The sequence below is a fragment of the Burkholderia sp. ABCPW 11 genome (assembly GCF_001523445.1).
Lineage (GTDB): Bacteria > Pseudomonadota > Gammaproteobacteria > Burkholderiales > Burkholderiaceae > Burkholderia.
In genome coordinates, this window is record NZ_LOVM01000031.1 from 102,220 (window position 1) to 123,882 (window position 21,663).

General features: G+C 69.9%; 19 protein-coding genes. 10 read left to right on the forward strand and 9 right to left on the reverse strand.

Features of this window, described 5'->3' with window-relative positions:
- Positions 1–29: 29 nt before the first annotated feature.
- Positions 30–1,358, forward strand: a complete 1,329-nt coding sequence (locus WS61_RS12330; protein ID WP_059500874.1) for a cytochrome-c peroxidase — start codon at positions 30–32, stop codon at positions 1,356–1,358.
- A 96-nt stretch (positions 1,359–1,454) separates the two neighbouring features.
- A complete protein-coding gene (locus WS61_RS12335) occupies positions 1,455–1,733 on the forward strand; it encodes a hypothetical protein (protein ID WP_059500728.1) in 279 nt (92 codons plus the stop codon).
- Positions 1,734–1,803: 70 nt separating this feature from the next.
- Here the strand turns inward: WS61_RS12335 and WS61_RS12340 are convergent, their stop codons facing one another.
- The 4 genes from WS61_RS12340 to WS61_RS12355 all read right to left on the reverse strand — a co-directional run bounded on the left by WS61_RS12340 (position 1,804) and on the right by WS61_RS12355 (position 5,433).
- The gene (locus WS61_RS12340; RefSeq protein WP_059500729.1) at positions 1,804–3,072 is read right to left on the reverse strand and encodes an FAD/NAD(P)-binding oxidoreductase; all 1,269 of its coding nucleotides are present in this window, start codon (positions 3,070–3,072) and stop codon (positions 1,804–1,806) included.
- Positions 3,069–3,302: a 2Fe-2S iron-sulfur cluster-binding protein gene (locus WS61_RS12345; RefSeq protein WP_059500875.1), complete on the reverse strand. Its 234-nt coding sequence runs from the start codon at positions 3,300–3,302 to the stop codon at positions 3,069–3,071. The genes WS61_RS12340 and WS61_RS12345 overlap by 4 nt, the downstream gene beginning before the upstream one ends.
- A gap of 74 nt (positions 3,303–3,376) precedes the next feature.
- Positions 3,377–4,504 (reverse strand): FAD-binding oxidoreductase, encoded by a 1,128-nt coding sequence (locus WS61_RS12350; RefSeq protein WP_059500730.1) that lies wholly within the window; start codon positions 4,502–4,504, stop codon positions 3,377–3,379.
- Positions 4,501–5,433, reverse strand: coding sequence for a 4-hydroxyproline epimerase (locus tag WS61_RS12355; RefSeq protein WP_059500731.1), 933 nt, complete (start codon positions 5,431–5,433; stop codon positions 4,501–4,503). Before WS61_RS12355 ends, WS61_RS12350 begins: the two co-directional genes overlap by 4 nt.
- Before the next feature lie 251 nt (positions 5,434–5,684).
- Between WS61_RS12355 and WS61_RS12360 the strand changes: the two genes are divergently transcribed.
- From WS61_RS12360 to ilvD, 5 genes are all read left to right on the forward strand, one after another.
- Positions 5,685–6,605 carry a dihydrodipicolinate synthase family protein gene (locus WS61_RS12360; protein ID WP_059500732.1) on the forward strand — a complete coding sequence of 307 codons (921 nt, stop codon included), beginning with the start codon at positions 5,685–5,687 and terminating at the stop codon, positions 6,603–6,605.
- A 226-nt stretch (positions 6,606–6,831) separates the two neighbouring features.
- Positions 6,832–8,457 (forward strand): APC family permease, encoded by a 1,626-nt coding sequence (locus tag WS61_RS12365; RefSeq protein ID WP_059500733.1) that lies wholly within the window; start codon positions 6,832–6,834, stop codon positions 8,455–8,457.
- 72 nt (positions 8,458–8,529) lie between these two features.
- The gene (locus tag WS61_RS12370; RefSeq protein ID WP_059500734.1) at positions 8,530–10,122 is read left to right on the forward strand and encodes an aldehyde dehydrogenase (NADP(+)); all 1,593 of its coding nucleotides are present in this window, start codon (positions 8,530–8,532) and stop codon (positions 10,120–10,122) included.
- On the forward strand, positions 10,115–11,137 hold the full coding sequence (locus WS61_RS12375; protein ID WP_059500735.1) for an Ldh family oxidoreductase: 1,023 nt from the start codon (positions 10,115–10,117) through the stop codon (positions 11,135–11,137). The genes WS61_RS12370 and WS61_RS12375 overlap by 8 nt, the downstream gene beginning before the upstream one ends.
- Positions 11,138–11,477: 340 nt before the next feature.
- Positions 11,478–13,337 carry a dihydroxy-acid dehydratase gene (ilvD, locus tag WS61_RS12380; protein WP_059500736.1) on the forward strand — a complete coding sequence of 620 codons (1,860 nt, stop codon included), beginning with the start codon at positions 11,478–11,480 and terminating at the stop codon, positions 13,335–13,337.
- A 121-nt stretch (positions 13,338–13,458) separates the two neighbouring features.
- On the opposite strand, the gene WS61_RS12385 is transcribed toward ilvD, so the two are convergent.
- Both WS61_RS12385 and WS61_RS12390 read right to left on the reverse strand, forming a co-directional pair.
- Positions 13,459–14,424: an SH3 domain-containing protein gene (locus WS61_RS12385; protein WP_059500737.1), complete on the reverse strand. Its 966-nt coding sequence runs from the start codon at positions 14,422–14,424 to the stop codon at positions 13,459–13,461.
- A gap of 33 nt (positions 14,425–14,457) precedes the next feature.
- The gene (locus tag WS61_RS12390; protein ID WP_059500738.1) at positions 14,458–14,886 is read right to left on the reverse strand and encodes a hypothetical protein; all 429 of its coding nucleotides are present in this window, start codon (positions 14,884–14,886) and stop codon (positions 14,458–14,460) included.
- A 297-nt stretch (positions 14,887–15,183) separates the two neighbouring features.
- On the opposite strand from WS61_RS12390, the gene WS61_RS12395 reads away from it, so the two are divergent.
- Together WS61_RS12395 and WS61_RS12400 are read left to right on the forward strand one after the other, a co-directional pair.
- Positions 15,184–16,719, forward strand: coding sequence for a sigma-70 family RNA polymerase sigma factor (locus WS61_RS12395; RefSeq protein WP_059500739.1), 1,536 nt, complete (start codon positions 15,184–15,186; stop codon positions 16,717–16,719).
- A gap of 182 nt (positions 16,720–16,901) precedes the next feature.
- Entirely contained in the window at positions 16,902–17,783 is an 882-nt protein-coding gene (locus WS61_RS12400) for a helix-hairpin-helix domain-containing protein (RefSeq protein ID WP_059500740.1), read from the forward strand.
- 140 nt (positions 17,784–17,923) lie between these two features.
- Here the strand turns inward: WS61_RS12400 and WS61_RS12405 are convergent, their stop codons facing one another.
- From WS61_RS12405 to WS61_RS12415, 3 genes are all read right to left on the reverse strand, one after another.
- Positions 17,924–18,349, reverse strand: a complete 426-nt coding sequence (locus WS61_RS12405) for a helix-turn-helix domain-containing protein (protein WP_059500741.1) — start codon at positions 18,347–18,349, stop codon at positions 17,924–17,926.
- A 68-nt stretch (positions 18,350–18,417) separates the two neighbouring features.
- Positions 18,418–19,470: a tetratricopeptide repeat protein gene (locus WS61_RS35945; RefSeq protein ID WP_306459554.1), complete on the reverse strand. Its 1,053-nt coding sequence runs from the start codon at positions 19,468–19,470 to the stop codon at positions 18,418–18,420.
- 73 nt (positions 19,471–19,543) lie between these two features.
- Positions 19,544–19,984 carry a MarR family winged helix-turn-helix transcriptional regulator gene (locus WS61_RS12415; protein WP_027782799.1) on the reverse strand — a complete coding sequence of 147 codons (441 nt, stop codon included), beginning with the start codon at positions 19,982–19,984 and terminating at the stop codon, positions 19,544–19,546.
- Between the two features lie 135 nt (positions 19,985–20,119).
- On the opposite strand from WS61_RS12415, the gene WS61_RS12420 reads away from it, so the two are divergent.
- Positions 20,120–21,649, forward strand: a complete 1,530-nt coding sequence (locus WS61_RS12420; RefSeq protein WP_059500743.1) for a DHA2 family efflux MFS transporter permease subunit — start codon at positions 20,120–20,122, stop codon at positions 21,647–21,649.
- Positions 21,650–21,663: the final 14 nt, after the last annotated feature.

Consider the following 21,663-nt stretch of genomic DNA (forward strand, 5'->3'; position numbering starts at 1 on the left):
ACGGCGGGCGCGGCCGGCAGACGCTGCACATGCTTGCCGCGACCGTGCTCGCAGGCCTGACGCTCGCGGCCCACGCCGCGCCGGCCGAAACGGTCCTGCTTCCCGGCGCGCCGCCTTCGCGCGTCGTCGACACGATCGGCAACGGCACGCCGCAGGTGACGAGCAAGATCGACGCGGCCACCGCCCGCTTCGCGCCCGACCCGACGCTCGTCGCGCTCGGCCGCCGGATCTTCTTCGATCCGCGGCTATCCGAGCCGCGCGGCATGTCGTGCGCGGGCTGCCACGATCCGGGCCGCGCGTTCGCGCCAACGCTGTCGGCCGCATCGCTCGCGGGGCCCGGCGTGCCGGAAGGCAGCCGGCCCGGGCGCTTCAGCCGACGCAATGCGCCGTCGCTGCTGTACGTGCGCTACGTGCCGCGCCGCCACTTCTACCAGGACGACGATGCGCCGGCTCCGTCGCCGTTCGGCGGCCTGTTCAGCGACGGCCGCGCAGATACGCTCGCCGAGCAGATCCGCGGGCCGCTGTTCGATCCGAACGAGATGAACAACCGGTCGCCGGCCGCGCTGCTGCGCAAGGTCGATGCGACCGAACTCGCGACCGATCTCGCCGCGCGCTTCGGCGCGCCGGTGCGGCGCGATCCCGAGCAACTGGTGCGCGCGCTGGGCGCAGCCGTCGAAGCCTATCTGCAGAGCGACGAGATGGCGCCGTTCACGTCGCGCTTCGACGCATTCCTGCGCACGCGCACGCCGCTCGCGCCGGCCGAGATGCGCGGCCTCGCGCTGTTCCGGAATCCGGACAAGGGCAATTGCATGACCTGCCATACGCTGTCGGACACGTCGAGCCGCCCGGAACGCTCGCTCTTCACCGATTTCGGCTACGACGCGATCGCAGTGCCGCGCAACCGCGCGCTGCCGGCGAACCGCGATCCGCGCCATTTCGACAACGGGCTGTGCGACACCGCGCGACGGCTGCGCTGGCCCGAACCGACGCAATGGTGCGGCTACCTGCGCACGCCCGGGCTGCGCAACGTCGCGGTCAAGCAGACGTTCATGCACAACGGCGTGTTCACGACGCTGCGCGACGCGGTCGCCTTCTACAACACGCGCTCGACCGATCCCGGCTTCTGGTATCACGGCGCCAGGACGTTCGACGACGTGCCGGCCGCTTATCGCGGCAACATCAACGTCAACTCGACGCCGATGAACCGCCGGCCCGGCACGCCGCCCGCGCTGACCGACGCGGAAATCGACGACATCGTCGCGTTCCTCGGCACGCTGACCGACGCGCGCTATACCGATCGCACCACCTCGGCCGCGCCCGACGCGCGGATCACGCGCACCGCCGCACCGGCGCGCTGACCCTGGCCGAACGGCCCGTCGGCGCGCCACCGCTTGCAGTTACCGCAACTACTGGTTATATTTACAGTACTGTATTTATGAACAGTGAGGTGCGCGATGGAACATCTGGTCCGTATCGTCAACGACACCGATCGCCAAGTGCTGGCGTGGCTTCGTGCCAAGGTCGGCGATGCCCGCGTCGAGCGCGCGGCGCGTCAGCTCGGGCATACGCGCAAGCCCTTTCCGTCCGCCGTGTGCCGGTATCTGGGCATGAGTGCGCCGGCCACGCTGCGGCCGGCCCCGGCCCGGCCGCGCGCGGCCCGCGATTTCTCGGTCGGCGATCGTTACCTGTCGCTGATCCGCCAGCACCTCGCCACACACGCGGTCGGCCGATGAAATGGCGGCGGCTTGCCGCTTCGGTACCGCGTCCGGCCGGCGCACTCGTGTATTCGCCAGTCCGCACGCGTCATGGGCCGCCGCAGGACCCCGTACCGTCGAGCATCAGCGTGCCGACCCGCGCGGGCACGAGCGGTGTGCGCGGCGCCGGCGGCGCCCAGCCGAACAGCGCCTGCGCGGCCGCGCCGCAAACGCGGCCCTGGCACGCGCCCATCCCGCAACGCGACTGCAGTTTAGCGGCCGTCCAGCCCGGCTCCCGTGCGACCGCGTCGAAGCGCACGTCCTCGCAACGACACAGCAGCGTGTCGGGCCGCGCGAGCCGGCGGATCGGCTCCCGGATCGCGAAGCGCTCGCGAACGGCATCCGCGAAAGCCTGCCAGTGCGCGCGCCGTGCGACGAGCTCGGCCAGTTGTGCGGTCTGCCCGGTCGCCGCGTAGCCCGCGATTTCGCCTTCGACCATTGCCAGTTCGCTGCCGCCGACGCCCGTGCATTCGCCCGCCGCGAAATACCCGTCGCGGCTCGTACGCTGATGCGCGTCGACCGCCACCGCGCCGTTCTCGACCCGGCAGCCGAGATGGCGCGGCAGCACGGTGTTCGGCACGAGGCCGAAGCCGCACGCGAGCCGGTCGCAGTCGACGTCGAATTCACGATCGCCCTGGCGAATCCGCACGCGTTCGAGCCGCACGTCGCCGAAGGCCTCGACGACGTGCGCAGCGGGCCGATACGCCGACGTGACGAGCTTCGCGGCCTGCGCGAGCTTCGACGGCCAACGCCACAGCCCCGCGCCGAAGCCGGCCACGTCGCTCCATGCGGCCTGTTCGAGCACGTGCGACACGCGTGCGCCGGCCTGCCGGGCCGTGGCCGCGCTCGCCAGCAGCAGCGGCCCGCTGCCCGCGATCACCGTGCGCTGCCCGCGCACGTCGAGCCCGTACTTGATCAGCGCCTGCAAGCCGCCCGCACCGGTCACGCCGGGCAGGGTCCAGCCCGGGAACGGCAGCAGCAGCTCGCGGGCGCCGCAGCAGAGAATCAGCGTCCGGAAATCGAGCAGCAACCCGCGCTCGTCGTCCTCGAGCAGCAGCGTACCCGGCTGCGTTTCGGCGACGATGCGCGTCGCCGCGAGATGCGTGACGTTCGGCTGCCGCAGGATGGCGAGGCGTTCGGCCGCGGCCGGCGTCGGTGCGGCCGCAGCCGGCTGCCGCCAGATCTGCCCGCCCGCGCGCGGGTTGTCGTCGACGATCGCGACGGTCGCGCCGCTGCGCGCGGCGGCCCGCGCGGCCGACAGCCCGGCCGGCCCCGCGCCGACGATCGCGACGTCGACGCTCAATCGTTCCTGTGTCATCGCGTGCGCTCCACCTGCATGCCGTCGCGGCACAGCGTCTGGCACGCCAGCCGGCGCCGGCCGTCGATCGTCATCCGGCATTCCTGACAGATACCCATCCCGCAAAACGGCGCTCGCGCCGCGCCCGTGCACGACACGCGCGTTGTGTCGTCGCCGCTCGCCGCGACGGCGGCCGCGACGGTCGCACCGTCGGGCACCGTCAGCGCGCGGCCGTCCAGATGAATGATCAGCCTCCGCCGGGCCGTCCCAAGGAGGCTGACCGCCCCCTTGGGGGGCAGCGAACGAAGTGAGTGTGGGGATCGTTTCATGTCAGCGCTCCGGCTACGGGGGACGCAGTCAGGAAGCGTCCCGGCAAATACGGTTCGATATCGATGGGCGGCCGCTCGCCGGCCATCAGCGCGGCGACGAGCCGCGCACTGCCCGGCGCGGTCGTCACGCCGAGCCCTTCGTGCCCGACCGCGAGCCATACGCCCGGCCGCGCCGGGTGCTCGCCGAGCAGCGGCAGGCCATCGGGGCTCGCGCAGCGAAAACCCGTCCATGCACGGATGCCGTTCAGGTCGGCCAGATCCGGCAGGTAGCCGGCCGCGCGGCGCAGCATGCGCGCGAGCACGGGCGGCTCGACCTGCGCATCCTCGGTGTCGAACTGGCGCGACGAGCCGATCAGCAACTGGCCGGTCGGCCGCGGCTGCACGTTGAATGCGACCGACGTGCCGTCGCTCGCATGCGCGCTCGCCGCATAGCCCAGCTCGACGAGTTGGTGCGACACCTGGCCCGGATAGCGGTCGGTAATCAGCAGATGGCCCTTTTTCGGGCGCAGCGGCAATTCGGGCAGCAGCGTGCGCGCCGCCACGCCGTTCGCGACGACCACACGCTCCGCGCGCAGCACGTCGCCGCTCGCGAGCGTCACGTTCGGGCCATCGACCGCGACGGCCCGCTCGCGGCGCAGCGTGACGCGCGGCGCGCGCTGCAGCAGCCAGTTCGCGGTGACGGGCGCATAGAGGATCGCGTCGCCCGGAATCTTCAGCGCGCCGCCGAGGCCCGCGCGCAGCATCGGCTCCAGTTGCGCGAGCGCCGCCGCGTCGATCAGCGCGCCGGCCACGCCGTGCGCGGCGAGCGTCGCCTGCTTCGCGCGCGCGAGGTCCATCTCGTGCGCATCGGCCGCGAGCCACAGTGTGCCGCAGTTGCGGTATGCGCAGCCGTCGGGCATCTCGCCGCTCAACGCGCGCCACAGTTCGATCGAGTAATGGCTCAGCGCGAGCTCGGCCGCATTGTCGTCCATCGCGACGAGGTGCCCCATGCCCGCGCCGGTCGCGCCGCCGCTCGCGTCGTCGACGACGAGCACGCGCAACCCGCGCTGCGCGAGTTCGTGCGCGCACGCCGCACCGACGATGCCGGCGCCGATCACGACGACGTCGGTCTTCGTTTCGTTCACGACCCGATGCCCCAGCCGAACGGATCGTCTTCGTCGATCAGCAGCGTCGCTTCCGCGCTCAGGTGCGCGCTGCCGCGAATCGTCGGCACGATGCCGCCGTCGGCCAGCTCGTAGCTCGCGTGGAACACGCTGCCGATCACGCTCGCCTGCCGCCACACGGCGCCCGGCGCGAGTTTGCCGTCGGCCGCGAGGCACGCGAGCTTCGCGCTCGTGCCGGTGCCACACGGCGAACGGTCGTAGGCGAGGCCCGGGCACAGCACGAAGCTGCGGCTGTCGTGCCGGGGATCGTCGGCGAACAGCTCGATATGATCGATCTCGCCGCCGTTCGCGCCGGTGATGCCCGCGCGTTCGAGCCCTTCGCGCACGGCCGACGCATACGCGGTGAGCGCCGCGACGTTGTCGCCGGCGACGCGCTGCCCGTGGTCGCTGATCAGGAAGAACCAGTTGCCGCCCCACGCGACGTCGCCCTTCACGGGGCCGTATCCCGGCACGTCAACTTCGACGTCCTTCGCATGGCGATACGCGGGCACGTTGCGCACGCTGACCGACAGGTCGTCGTGCAGCGTCGCCTCGACGGTGCCGACCGGCGTCTCGATCCGGTGCACGCCGGGCGCGATGCGTCCCATGTGATGCAGCGTGCGCACGACGCCGATCGTGCCGTGCCCGCACATCCCGAGATAGCCGCTATTGTTGAAGAAGATCACGCCGGCCGCCGCGTCGGCCGCTACCGGGTCGCACAGCAGCGCGCCGACCAGCACGTCGCTGCCGCGCGGCTCGAGGATGCACGCGGTGCGGTAACGGTCGTGCTCGCGCGCGAGCACGTCGCGTCGGTCCGCCATGGTGCCGTTGCCGAGCGACGGAAAACCGGACACGACGAGCCGAGTGGGTTCGCCGCCCGTGTGCGAATCGATGATCTGAATGCGCTTCATCATGAGCTGTCCGAAGTGGGGAAAGGAGCATAGCTTCCTCCGTCGCGCGTCCGTCCGCTTGTGGCTTTTCGATGAGGACGACGACGAAATCGGCATAGTGCGATACGCCCTTCGCGCCCTCGCCGGCCGCTATGCCGATTTCGTCATTTTGCTCCGCGATACGACTCAAGCGTGATGGGCGTTTGCGCGGCGATACTGGTTGCCACACCGACACCCCCGTCGGCCGACCGATACGAACGTAGGAGATTTCAGTGAGCCGCAAAGCCATTCAGTGGACCGGAGTGTTCCCGGCCGTCAGCACCCAGTTCAAGCCGGACTTTTCCCTCGACATCGACGCCACGCACCGCGTGGTCAAGAACCTGTTGAACGACGGCGTGTCGGGCCTCGTGGTCTGCGGCACGGTCGGCGAGAACACGTCGCTGTCGACGAGCGAGAAGCTCCAGGTGATCGAGGCCGCACGCGACGCGGCCGGCGGCAAGATTCCGGTGATCGCCGGCATCGCCGAATTCACGACCGAATTCGCGCGCAACACGGTGCGGGAGGCGCAGCGCGTCGGCGTCGACGGCGTGATGGTGATGCCCGCGCTCGTGTACTCGGCGAAGCCGCACGAAACCGCCGCGCACTTCCGGGCGGTCGCGACGAGCACCGACCTGCCGGTGATGGTCTACAACAACCCGCCGATCTACAAGAACGACGTCACGCCCGACGTGCTGATCGCGCTGCAGGATTGCGAGAACATCGTCTGCTTCAAGGACTCGTCGGGCGATACGCGCCGCTTCATCGACCTGCGCAATGCGGTCGGCGATCGCTTCGTGCTGTTCGCGGGCCTCGACGACGTCGTGGTCGAGAGCATCGCGGTCGGCGCCGAAGGCTGGGTGTCGGGCATGTCGAACGCGTTCCCGAAGGAAGGCGAGACGCTGTTCCGCCTCGCGAAGCAAAAGCGCTTCGACGAAGCGCTCGCGCTGTATCGCTGGTTCATGCCGCTGCTGCACCTCGACGCACGCCCGGACCTCGTGCAGTGCATCAAGCTGTGCGAAGAACTGGTCGGCCGCGGCAGCGCGGTCACGCGTCCGCCGCGCCTCGCGCTGCAAGGCGACACACTCGCGGAAGTGAAGGCCATCGTCGCGAAGGCGCTCGAAACGCGCCCTGCGCTGCCCGACGTCGGTCTCTGATCGACGCCCCTGCGGCGGCGCGCGGGTTTGCCCGGTGCGTCGCCGTCCGCGGTCCGGCATGGCCCGCGGGTCCGCACGCCCCGGCGCCAGCCCACGCCGCGCGTGAACGGGCCGCGGCCCGCCCCGGTCGTTCGAACCGGGCGACACCGGCCGGCAGGCGTGTGCGCTGCTCCGTCGGAGCACGCGCCACGCGCGCCTGCACCGACATTCCCCAGGAGACACGCCCATGCCAGGCCAAGGCAATGCTCACCCGTCCGTCCCGCTTTCCCGTTCCGCGCACCCCGGCGCGGGTCACGGCAAGTTCAAGAAACAGTTGTCGCTGACCGATCTCACGTTCATCGGTCTCGGCGCCATTTTCGGCTCGGGGTGGCTGTTCGCCGCGAGTCACGTGTCGACGATCGCGGGCCCGGCCGGCATCTTCTCGTGGCTGCTCGGCGGCTTCGCGGTACTGCTGCTCGGCATCGTCTACTGCGAACTCGGCGCCGCGCTGCCGCGCGCCGGCGGCGTGGTGCGCTACCCGGTGTTCTCGCACGGCCCGCTGCTCGGCTACCTGATGGGCTTCATCACGCTGATCGCCTTCTCGAGCCTGATCGCGATCGAAGTCGTCGCCGCGCGCCAGTACGCGGCCGCGTGGTTTCCGGGCCTGACGGTCGTCGGGTCGAGCGACCCGACCACGCTCGGCTGGCTCGTGCAGGCCGCGCTGCTGTGCTTCTTCTTTTATCTGAACTATTCGAGCGTGAAGACGTTCGCGAAGGCGAACAACATCATCAGCCTCTTCAAGTTCATCGTGCCGCTGTCGGTGATCGCGGTGCTGTTCGTGTTCTTCAAGCCCGCGAACCTGACCGTGCACGGCTTCGCGCCGTTCGGCATGCCGGGCATCGAGATGGCCGTGTCGGCCGGCGGCATCATCTTCGCGTATCTCGGGCTCACGCCGATCGTGTCGGTCGCGAGCGAGGTACGCAATCCGCAGCGCACGATCCCGATCGCGCTGATCCTGTCGATCCTGCTGTCGACGCTGATCTACGTGCTGCTGCAACTCGCGTTCATCGGCAGCATCCCGACGGCGATGCTCGCCGCCGGCTGGCACGACGTGAGCAAGGCATTCTCGCTGCCGTACCGCGACATCGCCCTCGCGCTCGGCGTCGGCTGGCTCGCGGTGATGGTCGTCGCCGACGCGATGATCTCGCCGAGCGGCTGCGGCAACATCTACATGAACGCGACGCCGCGCGTCGTCTACGGCTGGGCGAAGACGGGCACGTTCTTCAAGGTCTTCACGCGCGTCGACGAAGCGTCGGGCATCCCGCGCGCGGGCCTGTGGCTCACCTTCGGCCTCGCGATCTTCTGGACGCTGCCGTTCCCGTCGTGGGAAGCGCTGATCAACATCGTGTCGGCCGCGCTGGTGCTCAGCTATGCGGTCGCGCCCGTGTCGGTCGCCGCGCTGCGCCGCACCGCGCCCGACCTGCCGCGGCCGTTCCGCGCCAGCGCGTTCGGCATCACCGGCCCCGCGTCGTTCGTGATCGCCGCGCTGATCGTCTACTGGTCGGGCTGGAGCACGGTGTCCTGGCTGCTCGGCCTGCAGATCGCGATGTTCGCGATCTATCTCGCGTGCCGCCGCTGGGTGCCGACCGCGCACCTGAGCCTTGCCGAGCAAGTGCGTTCGTCCGCGTGGCTGATCGCGTTCTATGCGTCGATGATCGTGCTGTCGTATCTCGGCGGCTTCGGCGGCACGGGCCGGCTCGCGCATCCGTACGACACGGTCGTCGTCGCGGCCGTCGCGCTCGTCATCTACTACTGGGGCGCCCACACCGGCGTGCGCGCCGACAAGCTGCAACTCGACGACGACGAGGACTGACGCGCCCGCGCCCTTTCCCCTTCCATCGGCCGGGCGCAGCACGCCCGGCCCCGTTTTTTCCCGAGGAAAACCATGCAACTTACAGGTCAGCTCCTGATCGGCCAATCGGCCGTCGCCGGACAGAACGGCACCTTCCACGCGCTCGCCGCCGCCACCGGCGAACCGCTCGAACCGGCGTTCGGCGGCGCGAGCCTGCACGACCTGGAAACGGCGTGCGCACTCGCCGACGATGCGTTCGACACGTATCGCGAAACGTCGCTCGACGCCCGCGCCGCGTTCCTCGACGCGATCGGCCGCCACATCATGACGCTCGGCGACGACCTGATCGAGCGCTGCGTCGTCGAAACGGGGCTGCCGCGCGCGCGCATCGAAGGCGAACGCGGCCGCACGGTCGGCCAGCTCGCGCTGTTCGCGTCGCTCGTGCGCGACGGCGGGTTTCTCGACGCGCGTATCGACCCGGCGCGCCCCGAGCGCAAGCCGCTGCCGCGCGTCGACCTGCGCCTGCGCAACGTCGCGGTCGGGCCCGTGGCCGTGTTCGGCGCATCGAACTTCCCGCTCGCATTCTCGGTGGCCGGCGGCGACACGGCGTCGGCGCTGGCGGCCGGCTGCCCGGTGATCGTCAAGGCGCATTCCGCGCATCCGGGCACGTCGGCGCTCGTCGGCCGGGCGATTCAGCAGGCCGCGCGCGAATGCGGGATGCCGGCCGGCGTGTTCTCGCTGCTGTTCGACGCGTCGCGCGAGATCGGCCAGGCGCTGGTCGCCGATCCGCGCATCAAGGCCGTCGGTTTCACCGGCTCGCGCCGCGGCGGCGTGGCGCTGATGCATATCGCGGCCGCGCGAGCCGAGCCGATCCCCGTCTATGCGGAAATGAGCTCGATCAATCCCGTGCTGCTGTGCCCCGCCGCGCTCGAGGCCCGTCACGACACCATCGCACCGCAGTTCGTCGCGTCGCTCACGCTCGGGGCCGGCCAGTTCTGCACGAACCCGGGCCTCGTACTCGCGATCGACGGCCCCGCGCTGCGCGCGTTCGAAGCCGCGGCGGCCGATGCGGTGCACGCGGCGGCCGCACAAACGATGCTGACACCCCATATCCACGCGAGCTATGCGCAAGGCGTCGCGGCGCTGCGCGCCCACGATGCGGTCGAACTGCTGGCCGAAGGCGCGGAAGGCGGCCGTCACCAGGCCCGCGCGGCGCTGTTCGCGACGTCCGCAGACGCATTCGTCGCGCACCGCGAATTGCGCGACGAAGTGTTCGGCCCTGCGTCGCTGATCGTGCGCTGCCCGGACGCCGACACGCTGCATCGCGTGCTGAAATCGCTCGAAGGCCAGCTGACGATCGCCGCGCATCTCGCCGACGGCGACGCGACGCTGTTCGCCGCGCTGCGCCCGACGCTCGAACGCAAGGCCGGTCGCATCCTCGTCAACGGTTTCGGCACGGGTGTCGAGGTCGGCCACGCGATGGTGCACGGCGGCCCGTTCCCGGCGACGTCCGACACGCGCACGACGTCGGTCGGCGCCCGCGCGATCGAGCGCTTCCTGCGCCCCGTGTCGTACCAGGACGTGCCGGACGCGCTGCTGCCGGACGCGATCCGCAGCAGCAATCCGCTGCACGTGCCGCAACGCATCGACGGCGTGCCCGCCCCGCGCGAGGTGAGCCATGTCTGAGCGCACCGCCGAAGTCGTCCTGTCGCTCGACGAAGTCCACGTGCTCGCGCTGCGCGTGCTGACGCACAACGGGATGTCCGACGCGCATGCGCGGGCCATCGCCAACGTGATCGCGCAGGGCCAGCGCGACGAGTGCCACTCGCACGGCGTGTACCGGCTGCTCGTGTGCGTGCGCTCGCTGAAGAAGGGCAAGGTCGATCCGCAGGCCGTGCCGACGCTGCGCCGGCTGTCGTCGTCGATCGTCGCGGTCGACGCGCATCGCGGCTTCTCGCTGCTGAGCTTTGAGACCGGGTTGCCGGTGCTCGTCGAGATGGCGAAGCAGCACGGCATCGCCGCGATGGCGATCAACCACTGTTATCACTTCTCCGCGCTGTGGCCCGAGGTCGAGGCGATCGCCGCCGAAGGGCTGGTCGGCATCGCGATGAACCCGAGCCATAGCTGGGTCGCGCCGGAAGGCGGCCGCGAGCCGGTGTTCGGCACCAACCCGATCGCGTTCGCGTGGCCGCGCCCGGGCGGCGAGCCATTCGTGTTCGATTTCGCGACGAGCGCGATCGCGCGCGGCGACATCGAGCTGCACGCGAAACAGGGCAAGGCGATTCCGTCGCACTGGGCGATCGACGCGGACGGCCAGCCGACCACCGACCCGAAGGCCGCGCTGCAAGGCGCGATGCGCACGTTCGGCGGCCACAAGGGCTCGGCGCTGGCGGCGATGGTCGAACTGCTCGGCGGGGCGCTGATCGGCGACATGACGAGCCGGGAATCGATGGACTTCGACGAAGGCGTCGGCGCGACGCCGTGCCATGGCGAACTCGTGATCGCGTTCGATCCGAAGGTGTTTCTCGGCGACGATCTCGACGCGGGGCTCGCGCGCGGCGAGCGGATGTTCGAATCGATCGTCGCGCAGGGCGCGCGGCTGCCGTCGCAACGGCGCTTCGACGCCCGCGCGCGCAGCATCGCGAACGGCGTGCGGATTCCGAAGGCGCTGTACGACGAGATCCTGACGCTGCTCGACTGATGCGCGATCGAGCGGCACGACGCGGCTTCATTGTCGGCGGGACGGGCGATGAAGCCGCCGCCCGGTTGCGCCGGAAATGGTTTGCATCGGATGTCGTGCCTGGTGGGCTTGGTGGGCTTGGTGGGCTTGGTGGGCTTGGTGGGCTTCGTGCATTCAGCCGCCCCCGGCGCGGCGCGCCGCACCGCCCGCCCGCTCCCGCCGGCGCCGCCGGCCCGGCGGCTGTGGGATAATCGCGAAGTTTGCCCAGGGCGCAGCTCAAGAGGTTGTTCGCACGGGCGCGAGAGGGGCCTTTATTCCCGAGCCCCCACCCTTTTCCCGCGATATTTCTTCAGCCATCACCATGCCCACTTACCGTTCCAAAACCTCTACCGCCGGCCGCAACATGGCAGGTGCGCGCTCGCTGTGGCGCGCCACCGGCATGAAAGACGACGATTTCTCGAAGCCGATCATCGCGGTCGTCAACTCGTTCACCCAGTTCGTGCCCGGGCACGTGCACCTGAAGGATCTCGGCCAGCTCGTCGCGCGCGAGATCGAGGCTGCCGGCGGCGTCGCGAAGGAATTCAACACGATCGCGGTCGACGACGGCATCGCGATGGGCCATGACGGCATGCTGTATTCGCTGCCGAGCCGCGACATCATCGCCGACTCGGTCGAATACATGGTGAACGCGCACTGCGCGGACGCGATGGTGTGCATCTCGAACTGCGACAAGATCACGCCGGGAATGCTGATGGCCGCGATGCGCCTGAACATTCCGGTGATCTTCGTGTCGGGCGGCCCGATGGAAGCCGGCAAGACGCGTCTCGCGAACCCGGTCACCAAGACCGTCGAGTTGAAGAAGCTCGACCTCGTCGACGCGATGGTGATCGCGGCCGACCAGTCGTATTCGGATGCCGACGTCGCCGAAGTCGAACGCTCGGCGTGCCCGACCTGCGGCTCGTGCTCGGGCATGTTCACCGCGAACTCGATGAACTGCCTGACCGAAGCGCTCGGCCTGTCGCTGCCCGGCAACGGCACGGTGGTCGCCACGCACGCCGATCGCGAACAGCTGTTCAAGCGCGCCGGGCGCCGCATCGTCGAGCTGACCCGCCAGCACTATGAGCAGGACGACGAACGCGTGCTGCCGCGCTCGGTCGGCTTCAAGGCGTTTGAGAACGCGATGACGCTCGACATCGCGATGGGCGGTTCGACCAACACGATCCTGCACCTGCTGGCGATCGCGCAGGAAGCCGGCATCGACTTCACGATGAAGGACATCGATCGCCTGTCGCGCACCGTGCCGCAGCTGTGCAAGGTCGCGCCGAACACGAACAAGTACCACATCGAGGACGTGCACCGCGCAGGCGGCATCATGGCGATCCTCGGCGAGCTCGACCGTGCGGGCAAGCTGCACACCGACGTGCCGACCGTGCACGCGCCGACGCTGAAGGATGCGCTCGACCAGTGGGACATCGTCCGCACGCAGGACGAAGCCGTGCGCACGTTCTACCTGGCCGGCCCGGCCGGCATCCCGACGCAGGTCGCGTTCAGCCAGGACACGCGCTGGCCGAGCCTCGACCTCGACCGCGCCGAAGGCTGCATCCGCTCGTACGAGCATGCGTTCTCGAAGGAAGGCGGCCTCGCCGTGCTGACGGGCAACATCGCGCTCGACGGCTGCGTGGTGAAGACGGCCGGCGTCGACGAGAGCATCCTCGTGTTCGAAGGCTCGGCGCACGTGACCGAATCGCAGGACGAAGCGGTCGAGAACATTCTGAACGACAAGGTCAAGGCCGGCGACGTGGTGATCGTGCGCTACGAAGGCCCGAAGGGCGGCCCGGGCATGCAGGAAATGCTCTACCCGACCAGCTACATCAAGTCGAAGGGGCTCGGCAAGGCGTGCGCACTGCTGACGGACGGCCGTTTTTCGGGCGGCACGTCGGGTCTGTCGATCGGCCATTGCTCGCCGGAAGCGGCAGCGGGCGGCGCGATCGGCCTCGTGCGCGACGGCGACCGGATCCGCATCGACATTCCGAATCGCACGATCGACGTGCTGGTGTCGGACGAGGAACTGGCGCGCCGCCGCGAAGAACAGAACGCGAAGGGCTGGAAGCCCGCGCAGCCGCGTCCGCGCAAGGTGTCCGCGGCGCTGAAGGCGTACGCGAAGCTGGTCATGTCGGCCGACAAGGGCGCCGTGCGCGATCTGTCGCTGCTCGACGACTGATGCCGCAGGCTACGGGCGACCGGTAGCGCCTTACCTCGCTCCGCTTGCCCGATCCAAAAGCCGCTCTCCGGAGCGGTTTTTTTTTCGTCCGGCGCCCGGAGCACCCGCGGCGCCGGCCCCGTCAGTGACGGAGTTCGTCGGGGCCGCCGCCCCCGCCGCCGTGGTTGCCGCCACCGTTTCCGCCGCCTTGCGGCCGTGCATAACCGCCGCCCCCGCCACCCTGGCGTACCGGCGGCGGCATCGCACGGCCCTCTCCGCCGGGCGCAGGCGGCGGGCGCAGCACCGCCGGCGGTGGGCCGGCCGGACGCGTATTACCCGCCCCACCGGGCATCGGCGTCGGCGCCGGCGGGCTGGCCGGGCGCGTATTACCCGCCCCGCCCGGCATCGGCGTCGGCGGGCTGGCAGGACGCGCATTACCCACCCCACCCGGCATCGGCGTCGGCGGGCTGGCCGGACGCGCGTTACCCATCCCGCCCGGCATCGGCGTCGGCGGCGTTTGCGGCGTCAGTGCCGGTGCCGCCGGCGCCGGCACGCGGTTCGCGCCGTTCCAGCCGCCGCGCGTCGCCGACGGCCGCGTGTCGTGCACGGGCGGCGGGCCGCCCGGCGCGACCTGCATCGGCACGCCCGGTTGCGGACGCCCTTGCGCCGGCGGCACGCCGCCGGGGCCGAGCCTCGGCTCCGGACGATGCGCCCAGCGATCGCGGTCGGGATACCACGGGCGGTGCCGGTAATAGCGATCCCAGTACGCGCCGATCGCGAACCCGGTCACCGGCACGCCGATGATCGCGCCATATTCGAGCAACGGCACGTAGCTCCCCTGGTACGGATAGTCGAGCAACTGCGCATCGATCCAGCCGCGCACGCCCGGCAATGCGACGTCGCACCACGTGTAATCGCTCAGGCAGCCGAATACGTCCAGCGCGGTGCCGGGCGGAATCTCCGCGACCACCGGATAATCGGGCGCAGGCCCGGCATACAGCTCGGCCGGCGAATTCGTGTAAGCGCTGCTCTGCGCATCGGCAACGCCCGGTGCGACCGCGAGGCCGGCCAGGACGACGCACAGACTTCGGACAATCGTGTTCCTCATGATGCTCTCCCGCGTCGCGCCGATGCGCGCCGGTCAGTGCCGATGGCCGCCGCCCCAGTGACCGCCACCCCAATGACCGCCGCCCCACGGACGATGCCAGTACCCGCCGCGCCCGCCCCAGTATCCGCCGCCCCAGCGGCCCCAGAAGCCGATCGTCACGGGCGGCCCGTACCAGCCCGAGTAGTACGCCGGGTAGTAATACGGATACGGATACGGCGGCGGCACGTAGGCCGGGGCGACATACACGGGAACCGCCGTGTCGGTGTCGACCTGCGCCTGCGGCACGGTCGACGGGGCCGGCGCCGATGCGGCCGTTGCGACCGGAATGTCGCGCTGCGTCACCGCGGCAGGCACCGGCGCGTAATAAGGTGCGTAACCGTACGGGCTCGTGTAGTAGCAGCCGCCAAGCGCCAGTGCGGCCAGCGCGACGGCGGCGGGCCTCGCGGCGAAAATGGGGTTCATCTCGTACTCCGGCAGAATTCGCGCGTCGCCGCCGGGCGCGCGCCTGACTCTAGCTTACGTCCCCTGCAGATTTCCGCGCGTATGATCGGTTACTTTTTGTTTCCTCTCCCGGACGGCGAAGCAGGCACGCCGCGTGCTGACCCGTCCGCGGCGCCAACGTTGAAGTTGGGCCAAATGCCCTCAACTTGAACGATGTCGGGCTGACCGGCGCGGACGGGCGTCCGCGATCCACCGGCACCCGCAAACCGGCGAGCTTCGGCCCGCCCAGACAGGAACGCGGCTCGCGCCGCCATCGACATGACTACGCCACGCCCCACTTCCCGGGCGGACACACCGCTCGACCCGATCATCCAGTTGCTGGCGCTTGCCGGCGAGCAAGGTTATCTGACGCACGCCGACCTCGTGGACGCGCTGCCGCCCGAAAGCGACAGCCCCGACGCGCTCGACGTCGTGCGCGCCGCGCTTGCCGACATCGGCATCGCGGTACTCGACGAGCCGGCCGTGCCTGCGCCGTTCGCCGGCGCGGCGCCGGTCGAGGTCGATCGCGACGCGCTCGACGAAGGCCGGGCCATGCTCGGCGACCTCGCGCGCGGCACGAGCGCGTCGACCGATCCGCTCGCGCTCTACATGCGGCGCATGCACGCGGTGCCGCTGCTCACGCGCGAAGGCGAAATCGTGCTCGCCCGCGAGATCGAAACGGGCCGCCATCAGGTGCTGCACGCGATCGCCGGCTATCCGCCCGCGGTCGACGCGCTGCTCGAGCGTCATCGCGCGACGGGCAGCGCCGGCTCGACCGGCTCGCCCGATGACGACGACGCCGGCGCTCCCGCGCCCGCCCGCTACGATGCGCTGCACGCAGCGGTGTCGGCGCTGCGCGGCGCATTGCATGCGCATGGCAGCCGTTCGGCCGAATACCGCGACGCGCGCAACCACGTGGCCGCCCTGCTCGGTTCGCTCCCGTGGGTCGCGCCGGCCGCCGACGACGCGGGCCGTACGATACGCGCACTCGCGGCCGCCGCCCACGATCCGTCGGCGGTCGACGCGGCGTGCTTCGACGCGGTCGCCCGGCGCGCGCTCGCAGCCGCACTGAGCGACGGCCAGCAGAAGGTGCGCGACGCGACGCGTGCGATGCTCGAGGCGAATCTGCGGCTCGTGCTGTCGATCGCGCGCAAGTACCTGAACCGCGGCGTCGACCTGTCCGACCTCGTGCAGGACGGCTGTCTCGGCCTGATGCGCGCGATCGAGAAATTCGAATACCGGCGCGGCTTCAAGTTCTCGACCTATGCGACCTGGTGGATTCGCCAGGCGATCGCGCGTGCGGTCGCGGATCGCGCGCGCACGATCCGCGTGCCGGTGCACGTCGGCGATCAGTACCAGCGCGTGCAGCGGCATGCGCTGCGCTTTCGCCAGCGCACGGGCCGGCGGGCCACGCCGGCCGAGCTCGCGGTCGAAACCGGCCTCGACGAAGACAAACTGCGCGCGGTGCTTGCGCTGCCCGCCGAGCCGGTCTCGCTCGACACGCCGCTGCCCGACGCGGACACCGGCCTCGTGGAATTGATCGAGGATCAGGCCTCGGCCAGCCCGTTCGAGCAACTGGCCGACACGCGCATGCGCGAATGCGTGCGGTCGCTGCTGCGGTCGGTCACGCCGACCGAGGCCGACGTGCTGCGCCGGCGGTTCGGCCTCGGCGGCGCCGAGCCCGACACCTACGACGCGATCGCGCAGGATGCGGGGATGTCGCGCGAGCGCGTGCGGCAGATCGAGAAACGGGCGCTCGCCGCGCTGCGTACGGCCGCCGAGGCCGAGAACGCGCAGTCGTTTCTCGACGCTTGACCGCCCCGAGCGCAACGCACGGTCATGCCGCGTTCCGGCACGACCGTGCGCTGCGCGCCTGTGCTACGTTTGTCATTGGCGCGCATCAAACTTTCTTCATCGCGCGTCGCGACGATGGTTGACAGCCGACCGGCGCGCCACTCGTCGCGCCCATTCCGTTTGTGCTTTCCGGGTCCCTCGCCATGCAGTCGACCGTCAGCCAGACGTACGAGGAAAACCGGCCCATCGCGGCGTGCCTGCGCGAGGCCGCGCAGTGGCTTGTCGACCAGGGCGCGAACCCGTACCGGGTCGCCGCGTACCGTGCGGCGGCCGATACGGTCGACGCGCTCGACCGCGACATCCGCGGCGTGTTCGAAACCGGCGGCGTCGAGGCGCTCGGCGCGCTGCCCGACATCGGCGCGGGCGTCGCGCAGGCGATCGCCGAGCTGCTGGTGACGGGGCGCTGGCGCCAGCTCGATCGCCTGCGCGGCGATGCCGAGCGCGCATCGGCCTTCGAAGCGGTGCCGGGCATCGGCCACGCGCTCGCGCTGCGCATTCATGACGCACTGCACATCGACACGCTGGAGGAGCTCGAACGCGCGGCCCGCAACGGCCAGCTCGAAACGATCGCGGGCGTCGGCCCGCGCCGCGCGGCCGGCATCCGCGCCGCACTCGACGACGTGCTGAGCCGCCGCCGGCGCTGGCAAGGCCGCATGCAAAACACCGATCCCGGCACGGAACCGCCCGTCGAACTGCTGCTTTACATCGATCGCCAGTACCGCAACAAGGCGGCCGCCGGCGTGCTGCCGAGGCTCACGCACCGGCGCCTGAACGCGGACGGTTACGTGCCGCCGCCCGTCATGCACATGACCAAGGGCGGCTGGCATTTCACGGTGCTGAGCCAGCATGCCGCGATGCGCACGCCGGAAGCCGGGCGCTCGACCGACTGGGTCTCGCTCTACTTCTACGACGCCGTGCAGTGCGAGCACCAGCGCACCGTCTTCACCGAAACGTACGGCGCGCTCGTCGGCAAGCGGATCGTACGCGGGCGCGAGATGGAATGCCGCGTGTATTACGCGGGGTGAGTCATGTGTCGACGGTGTTGCCGACGTCGAAGGCGGCATCAACGGCATCCCCTTTGGACGATCCGGCACGTCGAACTCGCCACGTCACCACCCTCCCGTCGAATCGCTGCCGCTACGCCCCCGTCGCGCAGGCTCGCCGCCTACGCGCTTTCCGCCTTCGCGCGGCGTGCCGGATGACGATGCGCGGCAATGCGCAGCAGCTTCCGGAACGACGGGCACTCGAGATGGTTCGCCGCCGGGCACACGGCCGCATGCCGCAGCGCATCGCGCACCGCGCCGAGACGGCGGATCGTGCGGTCGAGCTCGTCGGCCTTGCCATCGAGCTTCGCGCGATCGATCGCGGGCCGACCGTCGGTGCCAACCATCGCGAGAATGTCGTCGAGCGAGAAACCGGCCTCCCGGCCGAGCGCGATCAACGCCAGGCGCTCCAGCACCGACGCGTCGTATTGCCGCCGCAGCCCGTGCCGGCCGATCGGCACGATCAGCCCCTTTTCCTCGTAGTAGCGCAGCGTCGACGCGGGCAATCCCGTGCGCTGCGCCACGTCGGCGATGTCCAGTCGGCTCATGCTTGACCTCAAGTGAACTTGAAGTTGCAAGATAGTCGCTCGACTTCACGAAGACAAGCCCAGTGGAATCAGCCGCCGTCGCTGCGTTGCGCCGTTTCCTCGTAGCGATCGAGCGCGTCGAGCAGTTTGCCCGGCCGGCTCATCTCGGCCCGCAGCCTGGCGGCTTTCTCGATATCGGCCGGCGCGGTGAGCTTCGCGCCCTGATCGAGGTACTGCTGCGCGCGCGTCTCGCCTGCGGCGGCAGCCAGGCTCAACAACGCATTCGCGGCGATCGGATCGGATGCGACACCGCTGCCCGCGTAGTACTGCACGCCCAGCCGGAACAGCGATGTCGCGGCACCCTGGGCCGCAGCGAGCCGATACCATCTCGCCGCTTCGGCGTCGTCCTTGCGCACGCCCTGCCCGTTTTCGTACATCAGGCCGAGATTGTTCTGTGCGTTCGCGTCGCCCTGTTCCGCGGCGAGTCGGTACCACTTGAATGCCTCGGTGTCGCTCCGCGTCACGCCGCGCCCGCTGTCGTACAGGTAACCGAGGGCGTTCTGTGCTTGCGGCTCGCCCTGATCGGCCGCGCGCCGATACCATTTGGCGGCTTCCGCGACATCCTGCGGCACGCCGGTCCCGGCGTCGTACATCAGCCCCAGATACAGTTGCCCTCTCGGCAGGCCCTGTTCGGCCGCGCGCCGGTAGAGCCGCACCGCTTCCGCGCTGTCCTGCGGCGCGCCTTCGCCGTCCTCGTATGCGCGGCCGAGATTGCACAACGCATCCCCATTGCCCTGCGCGGCCGCGCGCCGATACCAGCTCACCGCCTCCGCGCGGCTTTGCTCGACGCCGATGCCGGTTTCGTACAGCGTGCCGAGATTGTTCTGCGAGGCCGCGTCGCCCTGATCGGCGGCCCGCCGGTACCATTTCGCGGCTTCGGCGGGATTCCGTTCGACGCCGTCGCCGTGCTCGTACATCAGCGCGACGCTGAATTCGCCGTCCAGATCGCCGCGCTTCGCCTTCGCCATCGCCGCGTCGAACGTCCCGGGCGCATCGTTGTGCCCGAGCCAGGCGGTGCCGCCCCCGACGATCAATACCAGCGCGAGCGCGATGAGAATCGCAATACGGGCTTTCCGGCCCATTCGTCGTGCCTCGGTCATCTCTCAGTGTTCTCTTTTTGTGGTTGCAACCGGTACGCCCGACCGCGCACCGACGTCACTCGCCGCCGCAGTCGATCAGGTTGCGGCGCACGCGCCCGAGCAGGCGCACCAGCGTATCGCGCTCGTCGGGCGTGAAGCCGCGCAGCCCGTCGTCGGCGACGGTATCGCCCACCTCCAGCATCTGCGGAAAGATCTCGCGCGACTTGTCGGTCAGCCGGATCACGAACGCGCGGCGGTCGTCGTCGTTCGCGACGCGCTCGATCCACCCATAGCTTTCCATCCGGTCGAGCAGCCGCGTGAGCGAGATCGGCGTGATCTCGAGCCATTCGGCGAGCCGCGCCTGGTTCATCTCGCCCTTCCACGTCAGGTACGCGAGCACGCGGCTTTGCGCCCGCGTCAGCCCGATGCGCTTAGCGCGCCGGTCGAACAGGCGCCCGTTCAGGCGGGCCACGTCGGCGATCAGGTAACCGATCCGGTTCTCGTAGGTCTTGTCCATGCGGCGATTATAGGGTCAAGCCGGAACCGACCCGACGCTGGCGACTCGGCAATAAGCGGCTATATAATGAGCATGCTTATAATTTGCGCCATATCGGATCGCCGCGCACGGCGACCGCCCCACGGAGACACCCGCTTGAACCCCGCCGCCGACGCCCCCGCCTCGTCCGCCCTGAACCGGCCGATGCTGACCCTGTCGATCATGCTCGCCACGCTGATCCAGACCCTCGACAGCACGATCGCGAACGTCGCGCTGCCCCACATGCAGGGCACGCTGTCCGCGTCGCAGGACGAAATCACGTGGGTGCTGACCTCCTACATCGTCGCCGCGGCAATCGCGACACCGCTCACCGGCTGGCTGTCCGACCGGCTGAGCGTGAAGCGGCTGCTGATCGTGTCGATCGCCGGCTTCACGGTTGCGTCGGCGCTGTGCGGGCTGTCGGAGACGCTCGTGCAGATCGTCGGCGCGCGGCTGCTGCAGGGTGTGTTCGGCGCCGCGCTGGTACCGCTGTCGCAATCGATCCTGCTCGACATCAACCCGCGCGAGAAACAGGGCCAGGCGATGGCGATCTGGGGGATGGGCGTGATGGTCGGCCCGATCCTCGGCCCGACGCTCGGCGGCTGGCTCACCGACAGCTACAACTGGCGCTGGGTGTTCTTCATCAACGTGCCGATCGGCGCATTCGCGCTCGCCGGCGTGATGACCTTCCTGCCGGCGCGCGCGCCGCGCCCGCACGTGAAATTCGACGCGTTCGGCTTCGCGACGCTCGCGCTCGCGATCGGCGCGTTCCAGGCGATGCTCGACCGCGGCGAACAGCTCGACTGGTTCGGTTCGTACGAGATCCGCATCGAGGCGCTCGTCGCGGCGCTCGGCTTCGCGTTCTTCCTCGCGCATACGGCGAGCGTCGGCAAGGCGTCGTTCTTCAAGTCGGAACTGCTGCGCGATCCGAATTTCGCGACGGGCACGCTGTTCATCTTCGTGGTCGGCGCGGTGCTGTATGCGACGCGCGCGCTGCTGCCGCCGATGCTGCAGAACCTGATGGGCTACCCGGTCGCGACGACGGGCCTCGTCACCGCACCGAGCGGCGCCGGCACGATGATCGCGATGCTGTTCGTCGGGCGGCTGCTGAAATACGTGGATGCGCGGATGCTGCTGCTCGCGGGGCTGTCGATTTCCGCGCTCGCGCTATGGCAGATGATGCAGTACCCGGTCGTGCTGTCCGAAGCGGACATCGTGTGGCCCGGCGTGATCCAGGGCTTCGGTCTCGGGCTCGTGTTCGTGCCGCTGAGCGCGCTGTCGTTCTCGACGTTGCCGCCCGACCTGCGCGCCGACGGCACGGCCACCTACAGCCTGATGCGCAACATCGGCAGCAGTATCGGCATCTCGATCGTGCAGACGCTGATGACGCGCAATACGCAGGTCGCGCATGCCGACCTCGCGGCCCACGTCACGCCGTTCGATCCGGCCGTGCAGGCGATCGCCGGCAGCCGCGTCGACATCGCACTGCTCGACCGCACGATCAACCAGCAGGCGACGATGATTGCGTACCTGAACGATTTCAAACTGATGTTCGTCGCGACGCTGCTGATGATCCCGCTGTTGCTGCTGATCCGTCCGCCGCAGAAGGCGGCGAGCGTCGACGTCGCGCATGCGGCGATGGATTGACGAGCGCGCATGCG

Coding starts and splice junctions, on each gene's coding strand:
- ilvD (WP_059500736.1), top strand. CDS start 11,478: ATGCCCACTTACCGTTCCAAAACCTCTACCGCCGGCCGCAACATGGCA.
- WS61_RS12355 (WP_059500731.1), bottom strand. CDS start 5,433: ATGAAGCGCATTCAGATCATCGATTCGCACACGGGCGGCGAACCCACT.
- WS61_RS12370 (WP_059500734.1), top strand. CDS start 8,530: ATGCAACTTACAGGTCAGCTCCTGATCGGCCAATCGGCCGTCGCCGGA.
- WS61_RS12395 (WP_059500739.1), top strand. CDS start 15,184: ATGACTACGCCACGCCCCACTTCCCGGGCGGACACACCGCTCGACCCG.
- WS61_RS12400 (WP_059500740.1), top strand. CDS start 16,902: ATGCAGTCGACCGTCAGCCAGACGTACGAGGAAAACCGGCCCATCGCG.
- WS61_RS12365 (WP_059500733.1), top strand. CDS start 6,832: ATGCCAGGCCAAGGCAATGCTCACCCGTCCGTCCCGCTTTCCCGTTCC.
- WS61_RS12390 (WP_059500738.1), bottom strand. CDS start 14,886: ATGAACCCCATTTTCGCCGCGAGGCCCGCCGCCGTCGCGCTGGCCGCA.
- WS61_RS12335 (WP_059500728.1), top strand. CDS start 1,455: ATGGAACATCTGGTCCGTATCGTCAACGACACCGATCGCCAAGTGCTG.
- WS61_RS12405 (WP_059500741.1), bottom strand. CDS start 18,349: ATGAGCCGACTGGACATCGCCGACGTGGCGCAGCGCACGGGATTGCCC.
- WS61_RS12415 (WP_027782799.1), bottom strand. CDS start 19,984: ATGGACAAGACCTACGAGAACCGGATCGGTTACCTGATCGCCGACGTG.
- WS61_RS12375 (WP_059500735.1), top strand. CDS start 10,115: ATGTCTGAGCGCACCGCCGAAGTCGTCCTGTCGCTCGACGAAGTCCAC.
- WS61_RS12340 (WP_059500729.1), bottom strand. CDS start 3,072: ATGACACAGGAACGATTGAGCGTCGACGTCGCGATCGTCGGCGCGGGG.
- WS61_RS12385 (WP_059500737.1), bottom strand. CDS start 14,424: ATGAGGAACACGATTGTCCGAAGTCTGTGCGTCGTCCTGGCCGGCCTC.
- WS61_RS35945 (WP_306459554.1), bottom strand. CDS start 19,470: ATGGGCCGGAAAGCCCGTATTGCGATTCTCATCGCGCTCGCGCTGGTA.
- WS61_RS12330 (WP_059500874.1), top strand. CDS start 30: ATGCTTGCCGCGACCGTGCTCGCAGGCCTGACGCTCGCGGCCCACGCC.